Source organism: Nocardia sp. NBC_01388, assembly GCF_045040085.1.
Classification (GTDB): Bacteria; Actinomycetota; Actinomycetes; order Mycobacteriales; family Mycobacteriaceae; genus Nocardia.
This window is the reverse complement of the sequence record NZ_CP109553.1, coordinates 5,285,291-5,301,651: the sequence shown is the minus strand read 5'-3', so window position 1 is coordinate 5,301,651 and position 16,361 is coordinate 5,285,291. Positions and strand designations below refer to the sequence as shown.

At 67.0% G+C, this 16,361-nt stretch carries 16 protein-coding genes; 7 read left to right on the top strand and 9 right to left on the bottom strand.

The features are described 5' to 3' along the window. Positions 1 to 85: 85 nt before the first annotated feature. A complete protein-coding gene (locus tag OG716_RS26015) occupies positions 86 to 427 on the top strand; it encodes a hypothetical protein (protein WP_405133334.1) in 342 nt (113 codons plus the stop codon). 10 nt (positions 428 to 437) lie between these two features. Here OG716_RS26015 and OG716_RS26010 read toward each other — a convergent pair whose 3' ends face one another. Next, complete coding sequence (locus OG716_RS26010) at positions 438 to 728, bottom strand: GNAT family N-acetyltransferase (RefSeq protein WP_405133333.1); 291 nt, start codon at positions 726 to 728, stop codon at positions 438 to 440. A gap of 47 nt (positions 729 to 775) precedes the next feature. Then, positions 776 to 2,095 (bottom strand): FAD-binding oxidoreductase, encoded by a 1,320-nt coding sequence (locus OG716_RS26005; protein ID WP_405139916.1) that lies wholly within the window; start codon positions 2,093 to 2,095, stop codon positions 776 to 778. 196 nt (positions 2,096 to 2,291) lie between these two features. On the opposite strand from OG716_RS26005, the gene OG716_RS26000 reads away from it, so the two are divergent. After that, complete coding sequence (locus OG716_RS26000) at positions 2,292 to 3,995, top strand: metallophosphoesterase (protein WP_405133332.1); 1,704 nt, start codon at positions 2,292 to 2,294, stop codon at positions 3,993 to 3,995. 118 nt (positions 3,996 to 4,113) lie between these two features. Here the strand turns inward: OG716_RS26000 and OG716_RS25995 are convergent, their stop codons facing one another. Further along, complete coding sequence (locus tag OG716_RS25995) at positions 4,114 to 5,577, bottom strand: MFS transporter (RefSeq protein WP_405133331.1); 1,464 nt, start codon at positions 5,575 to 5,577, stop codon at positions 4,114 to 4,116. A gap of 226 nt (positions 5,578 to 5,803) precedes the next feature. Here OG716_RS25995 and OG716_RS25990 point away from each other — a divergent pair, with 226 nt between their 5' ends. Then, the gene (locus OG716_RS25990) at positions 5,804 to 6,394 is read left to right on the top strand and encodes a TetR family transcriptional regulator (RefSeq protein ID WP_405133330.1); all 591 of its coding nucleotides are present in this window, start codon (positions 5,804 to 5,806) and stop codon (positions 6,392 to 6,394) included. A 438-nt stretch (positions 6,395 to 6,832) separates the two neighbouring features. On the opposite strand, the gene OG716_RS25985 is transcribed toward OG716_RS25990, so the two are convergent. Genes OG716_RS25985 through OG716_RS25975 form a run of 3 tightly spaced genes read right to left on the bottom strand, consistent with a single transcriptional unit; the run spans position 6,833 to position 9,741 of the window. Beyond that, positions 6,833 to 8,254: an NAD(P)(+) transhydrogenase (Re/Si-specific) subunit beta gene (locus OG716_RS25985; protein ID WP_405133329.1), complete on the bottom strand. Its 1,422-nt coding sequence runs from the start codon at positions 8,252 to 8,254 to the stop codon at positions 6,833 to 6,835. 3 nt (positions 8,255 to 8,257) lie between these two features. Next, positions 8,258 to 8,599 (bottom strand): NAD(P) transhydrogenase subunit alpha, encoded by a 342-nt coding sequence (locus tag OG716_RS25980; protein WP_327143951.1) that lies wholly within the window; start codon positions 8,597 to 8,599, stop codon positions 8,258 to 8,260. Next, entirely contained in the window at positions 8,599 to 9,741 is a 1,143-nt protein-coding gene (locus tag OG716_RS25975; protein ID WP_405133328.1) for a Re/Si-specific NAD(P)(+) transhydrogenase subunit alpha, read from the bottom strand. The genes OG716_RS25980 and OG716_RS25975 overlap by 1 nt, the downstream gene beginning before the upstream one ends. A gap of 239 nt (positions 9,742 to 9,980) precedes the next feature. Here OG716_RS25975 and OG716_RS25970 point away from each other — a divergent pair, with 239 nt between their 5' ends. From OG716_RS25970 to OG716_RS25960, 3 genes are read left to right on the top strand one after another with little or no spacing between them, the layout of a single operon-like run. After that, positions 9,981 to 10,430 carry an HIT family protein gene (locus tag OG716_RS25970; RefSeq protein ID WP_405133327.1) on the top strand — a complete coding sequence of 150 codons (450 nt, stop codon included), beginning with the start codon at positions 9,981 to 9,983 and terminating at the stop codon, positions 10,428 to 10,430. Beyond that, entirely contained in the window at positions 10,427 to 11,245 is an 819-nt protein-coding gene (locus tag OG716_RS25965; protein ID WP_405133326.1) for a maleylpyruvate isomerase N-terminal domain-containing protein, read from the top strand. The genes OG716_RS25970 and OG716_RS25965 overlap by 4 nt, the downstream gene beginning before the upstream one ends. Before the next feature lie 6 nt (positions 11,246 to 11,251). Next, positions 11,252 to 11,890: a Type 1 glutamine amidotransferase-like domain-containing protein gene (locus tag OG716_RS25960; RefSeq protein WP_405133325.1), complete on the top strand. Its 639-nt coding sequence runs from the start codon at positions 11,252 to 11,254 to the stop codon at positions 11,888 to 11,890. Positions 11,891 to 11,963: 73 nt separating this feature from the next. Here OG716_RS25960 and OG716_RS25955 read toward each other — a convergent pair whose 3' ends face one another. Beyond that, positions 11,964 to 13,397 (bottom strand): MFS transporter, encoded by a 1,434-nt coding sequence (locus tag OG716_RS25955; RefSeq protein ID WP_405133324.1) that lies wholly within the window; start codon positions 13,395 to 13,397, stop codon positions 11,964 to 11,966. A gap of 61 nt (positions 13,398 to 13,458) precedes the next feature. Between OG716_RS25955 and OG716_RS25950 the strand changes: the two genes are divergently transcribed. After that, positions 13,459 to 14,019, top strand: coding sequence for a MarR family transcriptional regulator (locus OG716_RS25950; protein WP_355131128.1), 561 nt, complete (start codon positions 13,459 to 13,461; stop codon positions 14,017 to 14,019). Here OG716_RS25950 and OG716_RS25945 read toward each other — a convergent pair. Together OG716_RS25945 and OG716_RS25940 are read right to left on the bottom strand one after the other, a co-directional pair. Beyond that, the gene (locus tag OG716_RS25945; RefSeq protein WP_405133323.1) at positions 13,981 to 15,357 is read right to left on the bottom strand and encodes an MFS transporter; all 1,377 of its coding nucleotides are present in this window, start codon (positions 15,355 to 15,357) and stop codon (positions 13,981 to 13,983) included. The genes OG716_RS25950 and OG716_RS25945 overlap by 39 nt on opposite strands. Before the next feature lie 139 nt (positions 15,358 to 15,496). Further along, positions 15,497 to 16,354 (bottom strand): NAD(P)H-binding protein, encoded by an 858-nt coding sequence (locus OG716_RS25940; RefSeq protein ID WP_405133322.1) that lies wholly within the window; start codon positions 16,352 to 16,354, stop codon positions 15,497 to 15,499. Positions 16,355 to 16,361 lie beyond the last annotated feature (7 nt).

Below are 16,361 nucleotides of genomic sequence, written 5' to 3'. Positions count from 1 at the left end.
GCCGGAGCTCTGTTTTTCGTGTTCCTCAGGTAAAGGCCGAGTTTCGGGATTGTTGGGTCGGCTGCGGTAGGAGCACTATGGAGCAATGGCCGGAGTCGAAATCAACGACACCTTCGTCCGGCGCACGCTGGCCAATGGGCGAGTCGAAGAGGTCGCGTGGACGGAACTGGCGGAGGTGCGCCTCATTACGACGGCGGACGGACCGTTCGCCGAAGACGTCTTCTTCGTGCTGATCGGCGCCACCGGAAAGGGCTGTGTGGTGCCGCATTCGGCGGCCGACACCGCGTTCCTGGCTCGCCTGCAAGCGCTACCGGGCTTCGACAACGACAAGGTGGTCGAGGCGATGCTTAGCACCGCCGACCGGCAGTTCCTGGTGTGGCGGCGGGCGCAGTCGCCCGACGGCCGGCGCGGCTACCGCGCCAATTAGCAGGGGTTGATCAGCCGACGAGGTCGGCGTACTCCGGGTGCTCGCCGATGTACTTCTCGACGTACCAGCAGGTGGGGATGATCGAGAAGCCTTCCGCGCGTGCATTGTTCAGCGCGTACTCGACCACCTGCGCGGCCACGCCGCGGCCCCGGAACTCGGGAAAGGTGAGGGTGTGCTGGATATCGCGGACCTTCTTCTCGCCTTCGGTGCGCTCCGCGTAGTCGGCGTAGCCCGCGAGCGTCTCGTCGAGATAGATCTCGTAGCGGGTGGCGTCGACATTGTGCTCCAGCCTGGTACTCATGGTCTGTGTGAACTCCCTTGTGCGGTGGATTGTTCCGATGCGGCCCGTCAGAGGACCGCGCCGGGATTCAGTATTCCGTGCGGATCCAGGGCATCTTTGATCCGGCGGGTGAGCGCCATCACATCGGGCCCGACCTGATCGGGCAGCCAGGCCTTCTTCAACCGGCCGACGCCGTGCTCACCGGTGATGGTGCCGCCCAGGCCGATCGCGAGCTGCATGATCTCGCCGAAGGCCAGGTGGGCGCGCTCGGACTCGTCCGGGTCGTTCGGATCGTGCACGATCAGCGGGTGGGTATTGCCGTCGCCCGCATGCGCGATGACCGAGATGACCACAGTGCGCTGCCGCGCGATCTCGGCGATGCCGTCGATCAGATCACCGAGCCGGGGCAGCGGTACGCCGACATCCTCGAGCAGTAGCGGCCCTTTGCGTTCCATGGCCGGAATGGCGAATCGGCGTGCGGCACAGAAGGCTTCACCCTCCTCGGGATCGTCGGTACGGAAAGCCTCTGTGGCCCCGGCCTTTTCGCAAGCCGCCAGCATGATGTCGGCCTCGTATCCGGCATGCTCGCCGGGTGCGTCGGAGCGCGCCACCAGCAGTCCGGCCGCCGCCCGATCCAGCCCCATGCGCAGCTCGTCCTCGACGGCATTGATGGCGATCGAGTCCATGAACTCCAGCATGGACGGCCGCAGCGTGCCGGTGATGGCGAGAATCGCCGCGGTGGCCGCGCTCAGCGTGGGGAAGGTGGCGACCACGGTGGACTGCGGCGGCTGCGCCGGCAGCAGCCGCAGCGTGAGTTCGGTGATGATGCCGAGCGTGCCCTCGCTGCCCACAAAGAGCTTGGTGAGCGAGAGCCCCGCCGAATCCTTGAGCCGCGGCCCGCCGAGGCGCACCACGGTCCCGTCGGCGAGCACCACCTCCATGCCGAGCACGTAATCGGTGGTGACGCCGTATTTCACGCAGCACAGCCCGCCCGCATTGGTGGCCGCATTGCCGCCGATGGAGCAGATCTCGAAGGACGACGGATCCGGCGGATACCACAGGCCGTATTCGGCGACGGTCCGCTTGACCTCGGCATTCAGCAGTCCCGGCTGCACCACGGCGGTCCGGGTGACCTGGTCCACGGTGATGTCCCGCATGCGCTCGGTGCTCAGCAGCAGCGCACCGTTCTGCGCGGTGGCCCCGCCGGACAGTCCGGTTCCGGCGCCGCGCGGCACCACCGGAATCCGGTGTTCGGCGGCCCATTTCAGCACTGCCGCCACCTGATCGGTGCGGGTCGGCCGGATGAGTGCCAGGGCGGTGCCGGCGTCCGGATCGAAGGCCCGGTCCTGCCGGTAGCCATCGAGTATGTCCGGATCGATCACCAGCATGCCGTCGGGCAGCAGGGCGCGGAGTGAGCCGAGATCGGGAGAACTGTGCGGGTCCACAGTTGTGAAACTACGGGATTTACGCGTGCTGGTGTGTACCCGATTCGTTGCAACCCTTCGCATTGTTAACCGATTGTTCTCCGTGTCGCCGGCCCCGGGTGATTGCCGCATCCTCATATGTGGGACAGCATCCGAACCCATGCTGTCCGAACGCCTGAATCCCGCCGGTGACGTTCCCGATACCGGCATTCCCGAGCGGCTCGCCGCCACCATGACCATGACCGAGCAGTACGAGTGGCACCGCTCGTACCTGCGCCGCCATCCGGTCTCGCGCCGGAATTTCTTTCGAGGCTCGGCGGCCGTGGCGGCGGTGGCGGCGGTCGGCGTCTCGCCGTTCGGCGCGCGCGCCTACGCGGATGAGGCCGCACTGGGCGTGGGCGGGCAGCATGTCGGCTTCGGCACGGATGCGTCCGGGCAACTGCGCTTTTCGGCGCAGCTGTCCCGGAATCCCGGTGGCGCCAAGGTCTTTCTCGAGCACGGGCCGACACCGGTGCTCGGTGGCAGCGTCGAGGCCGAGGTCCGCAATCTGGTGACCCAGATCCCCAGCTCCGACGGGGGAGTGCTGGCCGCGGAACAGTTCTACGTGCACGCGCCGGTCGACGGACTGCCGGGCCGGATGCCGCACTTCTACCGCTGGCGCACCTCCGACGGCTTCGTGAGTGATGTCCGCTCGGTGGCCACCGCCATGCCGACGGCGCGCGCGGCCGTGGTGCCGTTCCGGTTCACCATGATGGGTGATCAGGGCACCGACGATGTCCCGGCCCAGCCCGGTGGCCTGAAGCCCGGCGACTACGACGATCTGTACTACGCCGCCGACAATGATCCGGCGGTGCCGCATACGAAGAACGTGCTGAACCAGATCGTCGCAGCGCGCCCGGATTTCCATGTGCTGGCCGGTGATATCGCCTATGCCGATCCGTCGGGCGCGGGCAAGAAGCCGCAGTACGTCGGCTCGGGCGGCAAGGTCTCGGACGGTTTCGACAAGTTCAACCCGTACGTGTGGGACGTCTACTTCGGCGCCATCGAGGCCAGCGCCTCGACCACCCCGTGGATGTTCGCCACCGGCAACCACGATATGGAGGCCGCCTACGGCACCCATGGTTACGGCGGACACCTTGCGCGCCTTGATTTTCCGGGCAACGGCCCCGCCGGCTGCCCCTCGGTGTACTCCTTCGCCTACGGCAATGTCGCGGTGCTGTCCCTGGACGCCAATGACATCTCCTACGAGATCGGCGCGAACACCGGCTACTCCGGCGGCGCCCAGAACAGCTGGGTGGAAACAACTCTCGCCGCCTACCGCGCGAACCCGGACATCGATTTCATCGTCTGCTTCTTCCACCACTGCGCCTACTCCACCACCGACTCGCACGCCAGCGACGGCGGCGTGCGCGACGCCTGGTGCGCACTCTTCGACCGCTACCAGGTGGATCTGGTCCTGCAGGGCCACAATCACGTCTTCGAGCGCACCGATCCGATTCGCGGTGGCGCACAGTCGAAACCGGCCGGCGACAATTCGATCGTCTACCCCGAGACCGACGGCACCGTCTACTACACCGTCGGCGGCGGCGGCCGCCCCCGCTACCGCTTCCAGCCCGGCTCGCAGGAAAGCTACCGCGGCCACGAAGTCGCCGATACCGACGTCCCGAACAGCTACGTCTGGACACCGGGCGGAACCAAGAACCCGGAGGACGCCCCCTGGTCCCGCGTCCGATTCCGCAACTACTCCTTCATCCGGGTCGACGTACGCCCCGGCTTCTTCTCCAGCGAAATGGATGTGACCGCCGTCGACGAGTACGGCCGCGAATTCGACAAGGTCACCTACCGCCGCCAGGTCCGCGGCTGATTCTCGGCACCGAAAAGCGCGGCATCCCAGTAGATGCCGCGCTACCGCTCGAAGACCGAGGCGATGTGACGAGGCGCGGCATCCGAAATTGGATGGCGCGCCCCATCTGTTCCGAGGGTCAGCGAGTGGTGGCCCGGGGGAGGGTGAGGGCTGCGGCGAAGACGACCGCCACGATTCCCAGGGCGGCCAGGCCCGCGATTTCCATGGCGTGTACGAAATCGCCTACACCGTGGGCACTTCGGAGTGCGGTGAAGAAGATCGTACCCAGAACTGTTGCACCGACGGCGTTTCCGAACTGCTGGGCGGTGGTGAGGACGCCCGCTGCCATACCGGCCTGGTGTGCGGGGATGCCAGAGGAGAGCACCGCGCCGATGGCCGAGGGGATGGTCATACCGTTGCCGGTGCCGACCAGGATCATGCCGGGGATGAGGACCGCGGCGCTGATGGACGAGCCGTACCAGGTCAGTACGCCGACGGTGATGAGCAGTCCGGTGAGGCTGATGCTGGTGCCCAGCACCATGACTCGATTGCCGATACGCTCGGCGACCTTGCGGGAGAGCAGTGAGCTGGTGGCGAAGGCTACGCCCAGCGGTGCGAAGGTGAGTCCGGCTGCCAGCGGGGACATGCCGAGCCCGTTCTGTAGCAGGAGGGTCAGGCAGAGCATGAATCCGGCGAAGAAGGCCAGGTAGCCGCCGGAGATCACCATGCCTGCGGCGAACACCCGCTCGCGCACCAGTTCCGTGTCGAGCACGGGCTGTCCGCCGCGGTGTGCCAGCCGATCCTCGTAGCGCAGCGTGAGCAGCAGTACCGGCAGCGCGGCGGCCATGGACACCCAGGTCCACACCGGCCAGCCCTCGGGACGGCCCAGGGTCACCGGAATCAGCACCAGTGCCAATGCGGCAGAGATGCCCAGCGCGCCAACCGGATCCAGGCGCGGCCGGTGGGTCTGCTCATGCTGCGGCAACCAGCGCGCGGCCAGGAAGGCGGCGATCAGTCCGATCGGCACATTGATGAAGAAGATTGTCCGCCAACCCCATCCGAACAGATCGAGGTCGAGCAGCACGCCGCCGAGCACCTGCCCGGAGACCGCGCCGAGTCCGATGGTGGCGCCGAAGGCGGACATGGCCTTGGCCCGTTCGGCCGGCGGGAACATGGTGTTGATGAGTGCCAGCATCTGCGGCACCATGGCCGCCGCGGTGGCGCCCTGCAGCACCCGGAACCCGACCAGGGCCCAGGCGTTCCAGGCCAGTCCGCACAGCAGTGAGGCCAGGGTGAAGGCGATCATGCCGATGACGAACATGCGCCGGTGCCCGAACAGATCGCCGAGGCGTCCGCCGGTGATCAGGCCGCTGGCGTAGGCGAATCCGTAACCGCCGATGACCAGTTCGAGGGCGGCCTCACCGGCATGCAGGTCGTGCTGCAGTGAGGAGGCCGCGACATTGATGACGAAGTAGTCGAACATCGCCATGAACATGGCGGTGAGGACGACGGGCAGCACCCGCCAGCGGGCAGCGAATACGCCCGGTGCGGTCACTACTGGTGCGGAACCCGCTGTAGCGGAGCGGTTCTCGAGAATGGTCACGTCGGTTCTCCCGAACGGTGGAGCAGGGACTGTGGGGACGTGCGGCGCGCCATTGCGCCTGAGCGGGTCCGAGGGCGGGGCCCTCGAAACTTCCCGTGTTCTCAGGGGTTCGGGGGCGGTGGCCCCCGAAGGACTTCACCCTCGCGAGGGGCATAACCAACTGGTTAGTTGAAAGTATTCCACCGTCTTCGGCCTGTCAACTACCTAGTTGGTTATGCTGGCTGGCATGGCAGTCAGGGATCCTGAGGCGACCAAGGCGCGGATCTTCGCCGCCGCCACCGCCGAATTCGCCGCGCACGGCATCGCCGGCGCCCGGGTGGACCGCATCGCGCGCAATGCCCAGGCCAACAAACAGCTCATCTACGCCTACTTCGGCGATAAGGAGGCGCTGTTCCGGCAGGTCCTGGACAAGACCATGCTCACCGTCGCCGAATCGGTCACCACCGATATCGAAGACCTGGAGACCTGGATCGATCAGCACATCGACTACCACCGCGACCACCCCGAGCTGCTACGCCTGCTCATGTGGGAGGCGCTGGAACTCGGCGCCGAGAACGCGCAGGCGGGTGAGCTGCGCTGCGGCCGCTACCTGGAGAAGCGCACCAAGGTGCAGGTCGCGCAGGACAAGGGTCTGATGCGCTCCGATATGCCGTCCGGCAATATCCTCATGTTGCTGATGAGCATGATCAACTACCCGCTCGCGGTCCCGCAGGTCGCCGAGTTCACCCTCGGCCCCGACTCCGATCCGGACAGCGCCCGCGCCTGGACCAAAGACGCCATCCGCCGCATCGTAGCGCCGCCGGAACCGACCACCTGAAGCCACAGCTCCGAAAAGCCACGGCCCGTGCACCTTTCGATGCACGGGCCGTAGCCGTTCGGAGGATCTCGCTCCGCGATCTCGGCATGCTCTCGGCCGGGACCACCCGACTCGGATGGTCTTGACTGTTCCGCCGTCGATGACGAAGTCCGCGCCGACGATATTGCCGGCGAGCTCGGAGGCCAGGAACGTCACCGGTGCGGCCACTTCCTCGGACTCGGTGATGCGGCCCGAGGCCATGCCGAACTGGGCCGGTATGGCCTCCAGGAATTCCTCGTGCGCCATGCCGTTGGCTGCCGCGAGCTTGGCCCCGAGGCTGTCCGGGCCCCGCCAGATGCCGGTGCCGACTGGGCCCGTCAATAACTCACCGAAGAGTAACGGCCCGTGCCGTTTCGGGCACGGGCCGCTACATTGCCGGTGCGGCGAAGCCGCGCGGAACTAGAGCGCCTTCAACTCCTCGGTGACCGCACTGACGGACTTCTTGGCATCGCCGAACAGCATGGAGGTGGTGTCGGCGTAGAACAGCGGGTTGTCGATACCGGCGAAGCCGGAGTTCATCGAGCGCTTGAGCACGATGACCGACTTGGCCTGATCCACGTTCAGCACCGGCATGCCGTAGATCGGCGAGGAGGCGTCCTCGCGCGCGGCCGGGTTGGTGACGTCATTGGCGCCGATGACGAGGGCGACATCGGTGCGGCTGAATTCACCGTTGATATCGTCCATTTCCTTCATGGCGTCATAGGAGACCTCGGCCTCGGCCAGCAGCACGTTCATATGGCCCGGCATACGACCGGCAACCGGGTGAATGGCGTACTTGACCTCGACGCCCTTGGCCTCGAGCAGCGCCGCCATTTCCTTGACCGCGTGCTGCGCCTGAGCGACGGCCATGCCGTAGCCGGGCACCACGATGACCTGGTTGGCATACGCCATCTGAATGGCCGCATCCGCCGCCGAGGTGGCCTTGGCCTGCTTCTGCTCGCCGTCGCCGGAAGCGCTGGGAGCCGTTCCGCCACCACCGAATCCGCCGGCCACAATGGCCGGGATGGACCGGTTCATGGCCTTGGCCATGAGGTTGGTGAGAATGGTGCCGGACGCGCCGACGATCATGCCCGCCACGATCATGGCGGTGTTGTTCAGCGCGAGACCCGCTGCGGCAGCTGACAATCCGGTGAGGGCGTTGAGCAGCGAGATGACGACGGGCATATCCGCGCCGCCGATGGGCAGCACCGTCATCAGGCCCAGAATGCCCGCGAGCACCAGCAGCCCGATCATCCACCACTGCGACACACCGGTTTTGGTGGCGCCGAGGCCGATGACCACCGCGGCCGCGATGGCGCCCGCGAACAGCAGCAGGTTCAGCGGCTGCTGCAGCTTGCCGACGCTGATCGGCTTGCCCGAGAGCAGTTCCTGCAGCTTGGCGAACGCGATGCACGAGCCCCAGAAGGAGATCGAGCCGATGATGGCCGCGAACAGCGAGGCGATCGCGATGTGCGCGGTCGGCTGCTCCCCGGACGGGAAGTTCGAGAAGCCCTTGGTATCAAGGAATTCCGCCCAGGCGATGAGTGCCACGGTGCCACCGCCGACGCCGTTGAACGCAGCGACGAGCTGCGGCATGGCGGTCATCTTGGTGAAGCGGGCCGGGGGCACGCCCAGGCCGATGCCGACGACCAGACCGGCGACGATGATGATCCAGCTATTGGTGTGGCGGATGGAGATCAGGGTCGCGACGACCGCGATGAACATGCCGACCGCGGCGATCTGATTGCCGCGCACCGCGGTCTTCGGCCCCGTCAGGCCCATCAGGCCGTAGATGAAGAGCGCGAAGGCGACGATGTAGAGAATATTGACCAGATTGTCCATGGCTCAGCGGTCCGCCTTTTCGGTGTTACCAGGGCGCTCCGCGCCCGAAGCAGCGGGCTTCTTGGCCTTGAACATCCCGAGCATCCGGTCGGTGACCACAAAACCGCCGATGACGTTCAGCGTGCCGAAGACGACCGCGACGAACAGGATGATCTGCATGAGCACCGACGGGTGCTCGATCTTGCCGAACACCACCAGCGCACCGAGCACGACGATGCCGTGAATGGCGTTGGTGCCGGACATGAGTGGGGTGTGCAAGGTGTTGGGCACCTTGGAGATGACCGCGAAGCCGACGAACCCGGACAGCACCAGGATCGCGATATTCGCGAGAAGTTCGGTGTACATCAGGCCTCCACGCTGGGTTTAATTTGGTCGCTGCGCTCGCGTGTCACGCAGGAATCGGCGAGCACCTGATCGCTGAAATCGGGTGCCAGCGCACCGTCTTTCAACATCAGTTCCAGCAGCGCCGAGATGTTCTTGGAGTACAGCTCGGAGGCGTGCTCGGGCATGGTGGCCGGGAGATTGAGCGGCGAGGCGATCGTGACCCCGTGCCGCACAACGGTTTTACCCGGCTCGGTCAACTCGCAGTTACCACCGGTCTCGCCGGCCATGTCCACGATCACGCTGCCGGGCTTCATGCCCGCTACCGCCTCGGCATTCACCAGGCGCGGCGCGGGGCGACCCGGCACGAGCGCGGTAGTGATGACCACGTCGAAACCCTTGATGGCATCTTCCAAAGCCTGCTGCTGCTTGGCCTTCTCGTCATCGGTGAGTTCACGGGCGTACCCGCCCTCACCGGCGGCGTCGATGCCGAGGTCGAGCCACTGCGCACCGACGGAGCGCACCTGGTCGGCAACCTCCGGGCGCACGTCGTAACCGGTGGTCCGGCCGCCGAGGCGCTTGGCCGTGGCCAGTGCCTGCAGGCCCGCGACACCGACGCCTAGCACCAGGACGGTCGCGGGCTTCACGGTGCCGGCGGCGGTGGTGAGCATGGGGAAGAATCTGGTGGATTCGGAGGCCGCGAGCAGCACGGCCTTGTAGCCGGCGACATTGGCCTGTGAGGAGAGGGCATCCAAGACCTGCGCCCGCGAGATGCGCGGAATCGCTTCCACCGCAAAGGCTTGGACGCCGGCCTCCTTCAGCGCGCCGATCTTGGTATCGGCATTGCGCGGTGCGAGGAAGCCGATCAGGGTCTGCCCGCTCGAAAGCTTGGCGATCTCGGCGTCATTGGGCGGCGCCACCTTGACGACGACGTCCGTGTCCCAGGGGTCACCGATGGTCGCGCCGGCTGCGGTGTAGGCCTCGTCGGGAATGAGTGCGCCCAGCCCGGCTCCGGCCTCGACGATCACCTCCACACCCTGCTTGAGCAGGGACGGAATGATCTTCGGCACCAATGCGACACGTCGTTCGTCGGGGTTCGTCTCCCGAACCACGCCGACACGTGCACCGCGGGGCGCAGCCGTCTGTGCGCTCTGCGTTGTGTCCACTTGTCAAACTTCCTTCTCGTGGTGAGCCCAGGCCACCTGAGTACTTCATGATGGGCCGTGTCACCGGTCCAACGGTGGGCCGAACTTACTTTTGGGTAAGTTCGTGAGAATTCTCGCAACTGTACCCGGTCGCCGGTGAGCGTAGCGGAGATGGGCGTCACACGGGGTGGCGACAAAATCGGACAACTCAATGTTGAGAGGGGTGTCGCGGGTCACCTTTACGCCGTAATGTCTGCAAGGTGAGCGGCTGCATCTTCTGCCGGATCGTTGGGGGCGACGCACCCGCGACCAAGATCTTCGAGGACGACATCCTGATGGCGTTCCTCGATATAAGGCCCATCACCCGTGGGCACACGCTGGTGATTCCGAAATCGCACGCGACCGATCTGGACGAGCTGGACCATGCGCTCGGCGCACAGCTCTTCACCTTCGGCCACCGCCTGGCAAAGGCCATGCGCCGCAGCGATCTCGGTGCGGACGGCGCCAACCTGCTGCTCAATGACGGCAAGGCCGCATTTCAGACCGTGCATCACGTTCACCTGCATGTGGTCCCGCGTTGGAAGGGCGACACCCTAACTTTCGCGAAAGGTTTCGTCCTGCGGCGGCCGCACCACCCGGAACGCACCGCCGCTGCCATCCGGGCCGGCCTGGCCCGGCTCGCCGACGAGGAAAAGGAAACCACCGCATGACCGACACGGTGCCGGATCGGACCGTCATCACGGCGACCCTGTCCGACCAGTGGGACGCCCTCACCCGTCTAGTGGACGGACTGGACGAGGAGGGCTGGCGCACCCCGTCGGCACTGCCGGGCTGGACCGTCTTCGATGTGCTCGCGCACGTGATCGGCACCGAATCACTGCTGGCCGGGGAGCCGGTGCCGGATGTCGAGGTGGCGGGGGAGCATATTCACAATGAGATCGGGGCGCTCAACGAGAAGTGGATCGTGTCGCTGCGGCCGCTGCCCGGCGCGCAGTTGCTCGCGCACTTCCACGAGGTGACCACGCGGCGGCTGAAGCAGCTCGCCGAACTCACTCCCGAGCAGTGGGCCGAGAATGTGCCGTCCCCGGTCGGCATGACGCCCTACGGCCGGTTCATGCGGATTCGCCTGTTCGACTGCTGGATGCACGGGCTCGATATCGCCGACGGTCTCGGCGTGCGGATCGACGAGGGTGGTCTGCGGGCCGAAACCGCCTTCGCCGAACTGGTTTTCGGCATCGGCCGAGCGGTGGTCAAGGGCGGTGGGGCGCAGGACGGCGCGCGCATCACCTTCGAGATCACCGGACCGGTGGTGCGGACCCTGCACATCGCCGTAATCGGCAGCCGAGCCAATCCGGTCGAAAACCTGGACGGCCCTGCCGATGTCGTGCTCACCCTGAGTTCCGGCCTGTTCGCGCGACTGCGCGGCGGCCGCACCACAGCCGATGCGCACCTCGGGGAATTCACCCTCGCCGGTGATATCGAACTGGGCAATCGCCTGGTTCGCGGCCTCGCCTTCACCATCTGAGACCCCGTGCGACTGTTCCTGTCCAGCTATCGATTCGGCGCGCACACCGACCGGCTGCTCGGCCTGGTGGGCGAGCCGGGGCGGGTCGCGGTCATCGCCAATGCCTGCGATGCCTGGCCGTCGGCCTGGCAGAGCGCGGTCACCAGCGATCTTTTCCCGCTGCGCCGCTTGGGTTTCCAGCCGGAGGTGGTCGATCTGCGGGATTACATCGGCCGGACCGCCGAACTGGAGCAGACCCTGGCGGAGTATCCGATGGTGTGGGTGCGCGGCGGCAATACCTTCGTACTGCGCGCCCAATTCGCGCGCAGCGGAGCGGATGTCGTACTGACCCGGCTGCTCGCGGCAGACGCGCTGGTCTATGCCGGATACAGCGCGGGCGCCTGTGTCATGACCCCTGACCTGCACGGTTTGGAATCGACCGATGATCCGGCCGAGGTGCGCACCGCCTGCGGCGTCGAACCGCGCTGGGACGGACTGGGTTTGGTGAATCGCCGCATCGTCCCGCATCTGGATTCGCCCACCGATCCGGAGGGGCATTCCCGGAAGCTGGTGCGCGACTACCTCGCCGTGGGTGTTCCGCACTGGGCGCTGACCGATGATCACGTGGTGGTCGTCGACGGTGACCGCACCGAGGTGCTGACCTAGAAAGAGCCGGTCGATGGGTATCGACCGGCTCTTTTCGAATTCGATTGTGCGCGAATTCGATGGTGCTGCGCGGTTACTCGCCCCCGTGCCGCAGACCGTGCAGCACCGCGACGATCGCGGCCAGCAGGGCGGCGATGCCGAGGAGGGTGAAGCTGAGCACGTAGGCGTGCAGGGTCGGCACATGCGTGTGCGCGATGACCTGCGAGGTGAGGATCGACCCGGTGACCGCACCGGCGATACTGCCGCCGGCGGTGCGCACCAGCGAGTTGATCCCGGACGCGATACCGCTCTCGCTCATCGGCACATGCATGACGGCCAGGGTGCCCAGCGCGGCGTAGCCGATACCGAATCCGGTGCCCTGCAGCACATTCGTGACCACCATCTGCCAGCCGTGCTCGTGGAACCCGGCGGTCCACAGCATGGAGGCGGCGGCGAAGGCCGAGCCGATGGCGAGGGTGTAGGCCGCGCCGATGCGGGCGGCGATCTTGCCGGTGCGGAAGGAGAACACCGTCATCAGCAGTGCGCTGGGAATGCCGTAGAGGCCGACGGCCATCACCGAACCGGACAGGCCGTAGCCGACCTTGTCGGCCGGGGTCTGCACGAAATTGGAGACCAGCGTGAAGGATCCGAACAGCGCGGCGCCCAGCAGCAGCGAAATCAGGTTGGCGGTCAGCGATTTCGGGCCGACCAGCAGCGGCAGTCGCACCAGCGGCTGCTTCACCTTCAGCTCCACGAACACCCACACCACGGTGAGCGCGATCGCCGCACCGAACAGGCCGAGCACGCTGCCGGAGTTCCAGCCCCAGGCCGGGCCCTCGCTGATGGCCAGCAGCAGGGTGATCAGCAGCCCGCCCAGCAGTGCGGCGCCCACGTAGTCGGGGGAGCCGCCGTGCCGGACGCCGGTGTCCTTGGCGGTGAACTGGATCAGGACGGCGGCGAGCACACCGAGTCCCGCGGTGACCCAGAAGACCGGGTGCGGGTTGGTGGTGTGGTCGGCGATGACACCGGTCATGAGCATGCCGACGGTGCCACCGACGCCCATGGTGCCGGAGACGACGCCGATGGCGGTGACCATCTTCTCCGGCGGAAAGGTATCGCGCAGAATGCCGATGGCTAGCGGGATCATGGCCGAGGCGGTGCCCTGCAGCGCGCGGCCGATGATGTAGACGCCCAGCGAGGTCGCGAAGGCGCAGATCACCGAGCCGAGAATGAGCAGCCCCATGGCGATCAGCACCATGCGCTTCTTGCCGTACATATCGCCGAAGCGGGAGAGCAACGGGGTGGCGACCGCGCCGCTGAGCAGGGCGGCGGTGAACAGCCACTGGATGCCGGCGGCATTGGTGCCCAGCTGCACCATCATGTGCGGCAGCAGCGGGATGACCACGGTCTGCTGCAGCGATACGACCAGACCGGCGGCGCTGAGCGCCAGCAGGGTGAGGGCCAGATGTGTCTTCGAGTGGCCGTCGGTGGGGGTTCCGGCGACCGGACCGGCAGCGGTCGTAGTCATGTTCGGCAATCCTTCAGATTACTTACCAAAATTAAGTAAATGTGTCTCGTAAGATAACCACATGCCGCCGCCGGAATCCACCTCCGTTCCCCGAGTCGACTCGGCCCACATAGTCGAACTCGAAGGCGCGCTCGCCCGCGTCGCCTACCTGCTCACCCGGGTCCGCCGCCACGATCGCGCCATGATCAAGTGCGGTGTTTCCATGGATCGCGCCAGCGTGCCGCTACTGCGCGTGCTCTGCGACGACGGGGAGCCCATGCGCCTCGGGGAGCTCGCCATCCGCCTCGATGTGGAAGCGCCACATGTGAGCCGGCAGATTCAGCGCCTCGAAAAAGCCGGGTACATCGAGCGTGTCGCCGACCCGGGCGACGGCCGCGCCCAGCTCGTTCGCCCGACCGCCACCGGCCGGCAGGCCGTGGATGTCATTCGCGAGGTGCAGCGGGACTGGATGCAGGAGGCCCTGGCCGACTGGAGCACCGAGGATCTGAAGGCCCTGGCCGTGCTCAACCACCGCATGGTCGACGACTTCCTGGACCACGCCGAGACCATCGGCGACTTCGGTGCGTCCGCCCGCGAGCGCCGCCTAGCGCGTGGCGACGACGCGAGCGCCCCGGGCGCATAACAGCAGCGCGACCAGCGGCACCACCATCGCGGTGGTGAGCGGCACCAGCTTGGTCAGCCACCCGATGATCGCCGGCCCGGCCAGCAGCCCCACATATCCGAGACCGAACACCCGCGACATATCCGTCGCGGCATTCGCCGACCCCAAATTGCCTGCGGCCGTGAACACCTGCGGCACCGCCCCGGAGAGCCCGATCCCGCACAGCGCCCACCCCACCAGCGTCAGCGGCAGCCACCCCGACACCGCGATCACTCCGAACCCGGCCGCTCCCAGCACCGTGCCCCACCGCACCACCGCCAACCGCCCGAACCGCCCGCTCACCCGATCCGCCACCAACCGCCCCGCCGTCATGGTCGTGGAAAACGCCCCATAGGCCAGCGCCGCGGTCCCCACCTGCACCCCCAGCCGATCCCGCATCTGCAACGCACTCCAATCCGCCGCCACCCCCTCCGCCATCAACACCGCGAACGCAATAGCCCCCAGCACCAACACCTTCCTTGTGGTGCCTATGGCAGCACGCCGCTCGGCCGCAAACTCTTCGGTGCTGTCGTGCAACGCTTCTCGGTCCGGTGCAGCGGGGGCTTCTGATTCGCTGCCTGCATCTGCCGCCCCGAGATTGTCGTGCTCATCGATCCGCTGTTGCCCGCTCTCGGCTGGTGCGTCCTGAGCGCCGGTTGTCGTTTGCGCGCTGAATCTCTGCTGCGGAGTGCGACTCTCGGCGGTCTGTGGGGCTTGATCCTGGGACGTGCGGGTTCTCGTGCTGGGCTGGTGGGGAAGCAGGCGGGGGGTGCAAATTGCCACGAGGGTGAGGCCGAGGGCGGCGGAGAGCAGGAGGGTGGTGTGAATGCTCCAGTGGGCGCGCTGGGCGGCCGCGCCGGCGAGGGAGCCGAGCAAGCCGCCGAGGGAGAAGCAGGCGTGGAAGGCCGACATGATGGGGCGGGGGTAGGCGCGCTCGATGTGGACGGCCTGGGCGTTCATGGAGACGTCGAGCATGCCGTTGCCGAAGCCGAAGGCGGCCAGGGCGATTGCCAGTGTCGCGGGCGTGGTGGCCAGGCCGGGGCCGATGAGCGCCACGGACAGGATGGTCGCGGCGGTGGCGGTCAGGGTACGACTGCCGAGGCGGTCGGCGAGCGGCCCGGCGGCCTGCATACCGGCAATGGCGCAGCCCGCCATGAGCAGGATGAGCATGCCCAGGGCGCTGTGCGACACCCCGGCCCGCTGCGTGACGGCCGGAATGTGCACGATCCACAGGGCCGAGAGCATCCCGTTCAGTCCGAACACCGCGAACAGTGCGGTACGGGCGATTCGGATCGGAGGAGCGGGCGTCGCAGCGACCATCGGTACGACGCTACCGGCCGAGCCGGCAGCTCCCCTGCACCCACAGCCCTCGCGGCCCCGTCGACGCTTCCGGCTGTGATCCGAAACTTCTGTACTGCAAGCTGTTTCGTACTCCAGTGTAGGCCCGGGCACCGACAGATCACGCCTGCGCTGTGACCGACCAGACACCGGAAGAGGCCACGTCGCGGGCATATTCGGCGAAGTCCCGCGCCGGGCGGCCCAGCGCGCGGAACACCCCGTCGGAGAGCTGCGAATTGCGCCCGTCCAGCACCGTGCCGAACAGATAGTCCAGCAGGCTCACCTCATCGGCGGCCACACCGTAGGAGGTCAGGGCCGCAATGAAATCCGTGCGTGACAGCGGTACGAACGCGATCTCGCGGTCGATCGCCCGCCCGATCTCGGCCGCCGCCTCCGCGAAGGTCAGCGCCCGCGGCCCGGTGAGTTCGTACACCTGTCCGGTATGCCCGTCGCTGGTCAGCGCCGCCACCGCCACATCCGCGATGTCCTCGGCGTCCACGAACGGTTCGGGGACATCCCCGGAGGGCAGCGCCACCTCGCCGGCCAGGATGCCATCCGCGAACGCGCCCTCGCTGAAGATCTGCGCGAAGAAGGCGCACCGCACCACGGTCCACTCCAGGCCCGAATCCCGCACGATCGCTTCGCATTCCAGCGCCTCGGGCTCACCGCGCCCGGACAGCAGCACCAGCCGCCGCACCCCGGCCTCGGCCGCGAGAGCGCCGAAGGCCTTGATATCGGCATCGGCCCCGGGGACGGCCAGATCCGGCTGATAGGAGAGATAGACGGCGTCGATTCCGGCCAGCGCCGGTCCCCAGGTCGCGCGGTCGGTCCAGTCGAAGGGGATTGCCGCCGTGCGCGAACCGGATCGCACCGGGACGCCGAGGGCGGTCAAACGAGCCGCCACCCGGCTGCCGGTTTTACCGGTGGCGCCGAGGACGAGGACGGTGTTTTCGCTGTTCGCGTGCTCTGTGTTCGTCATGAGACAA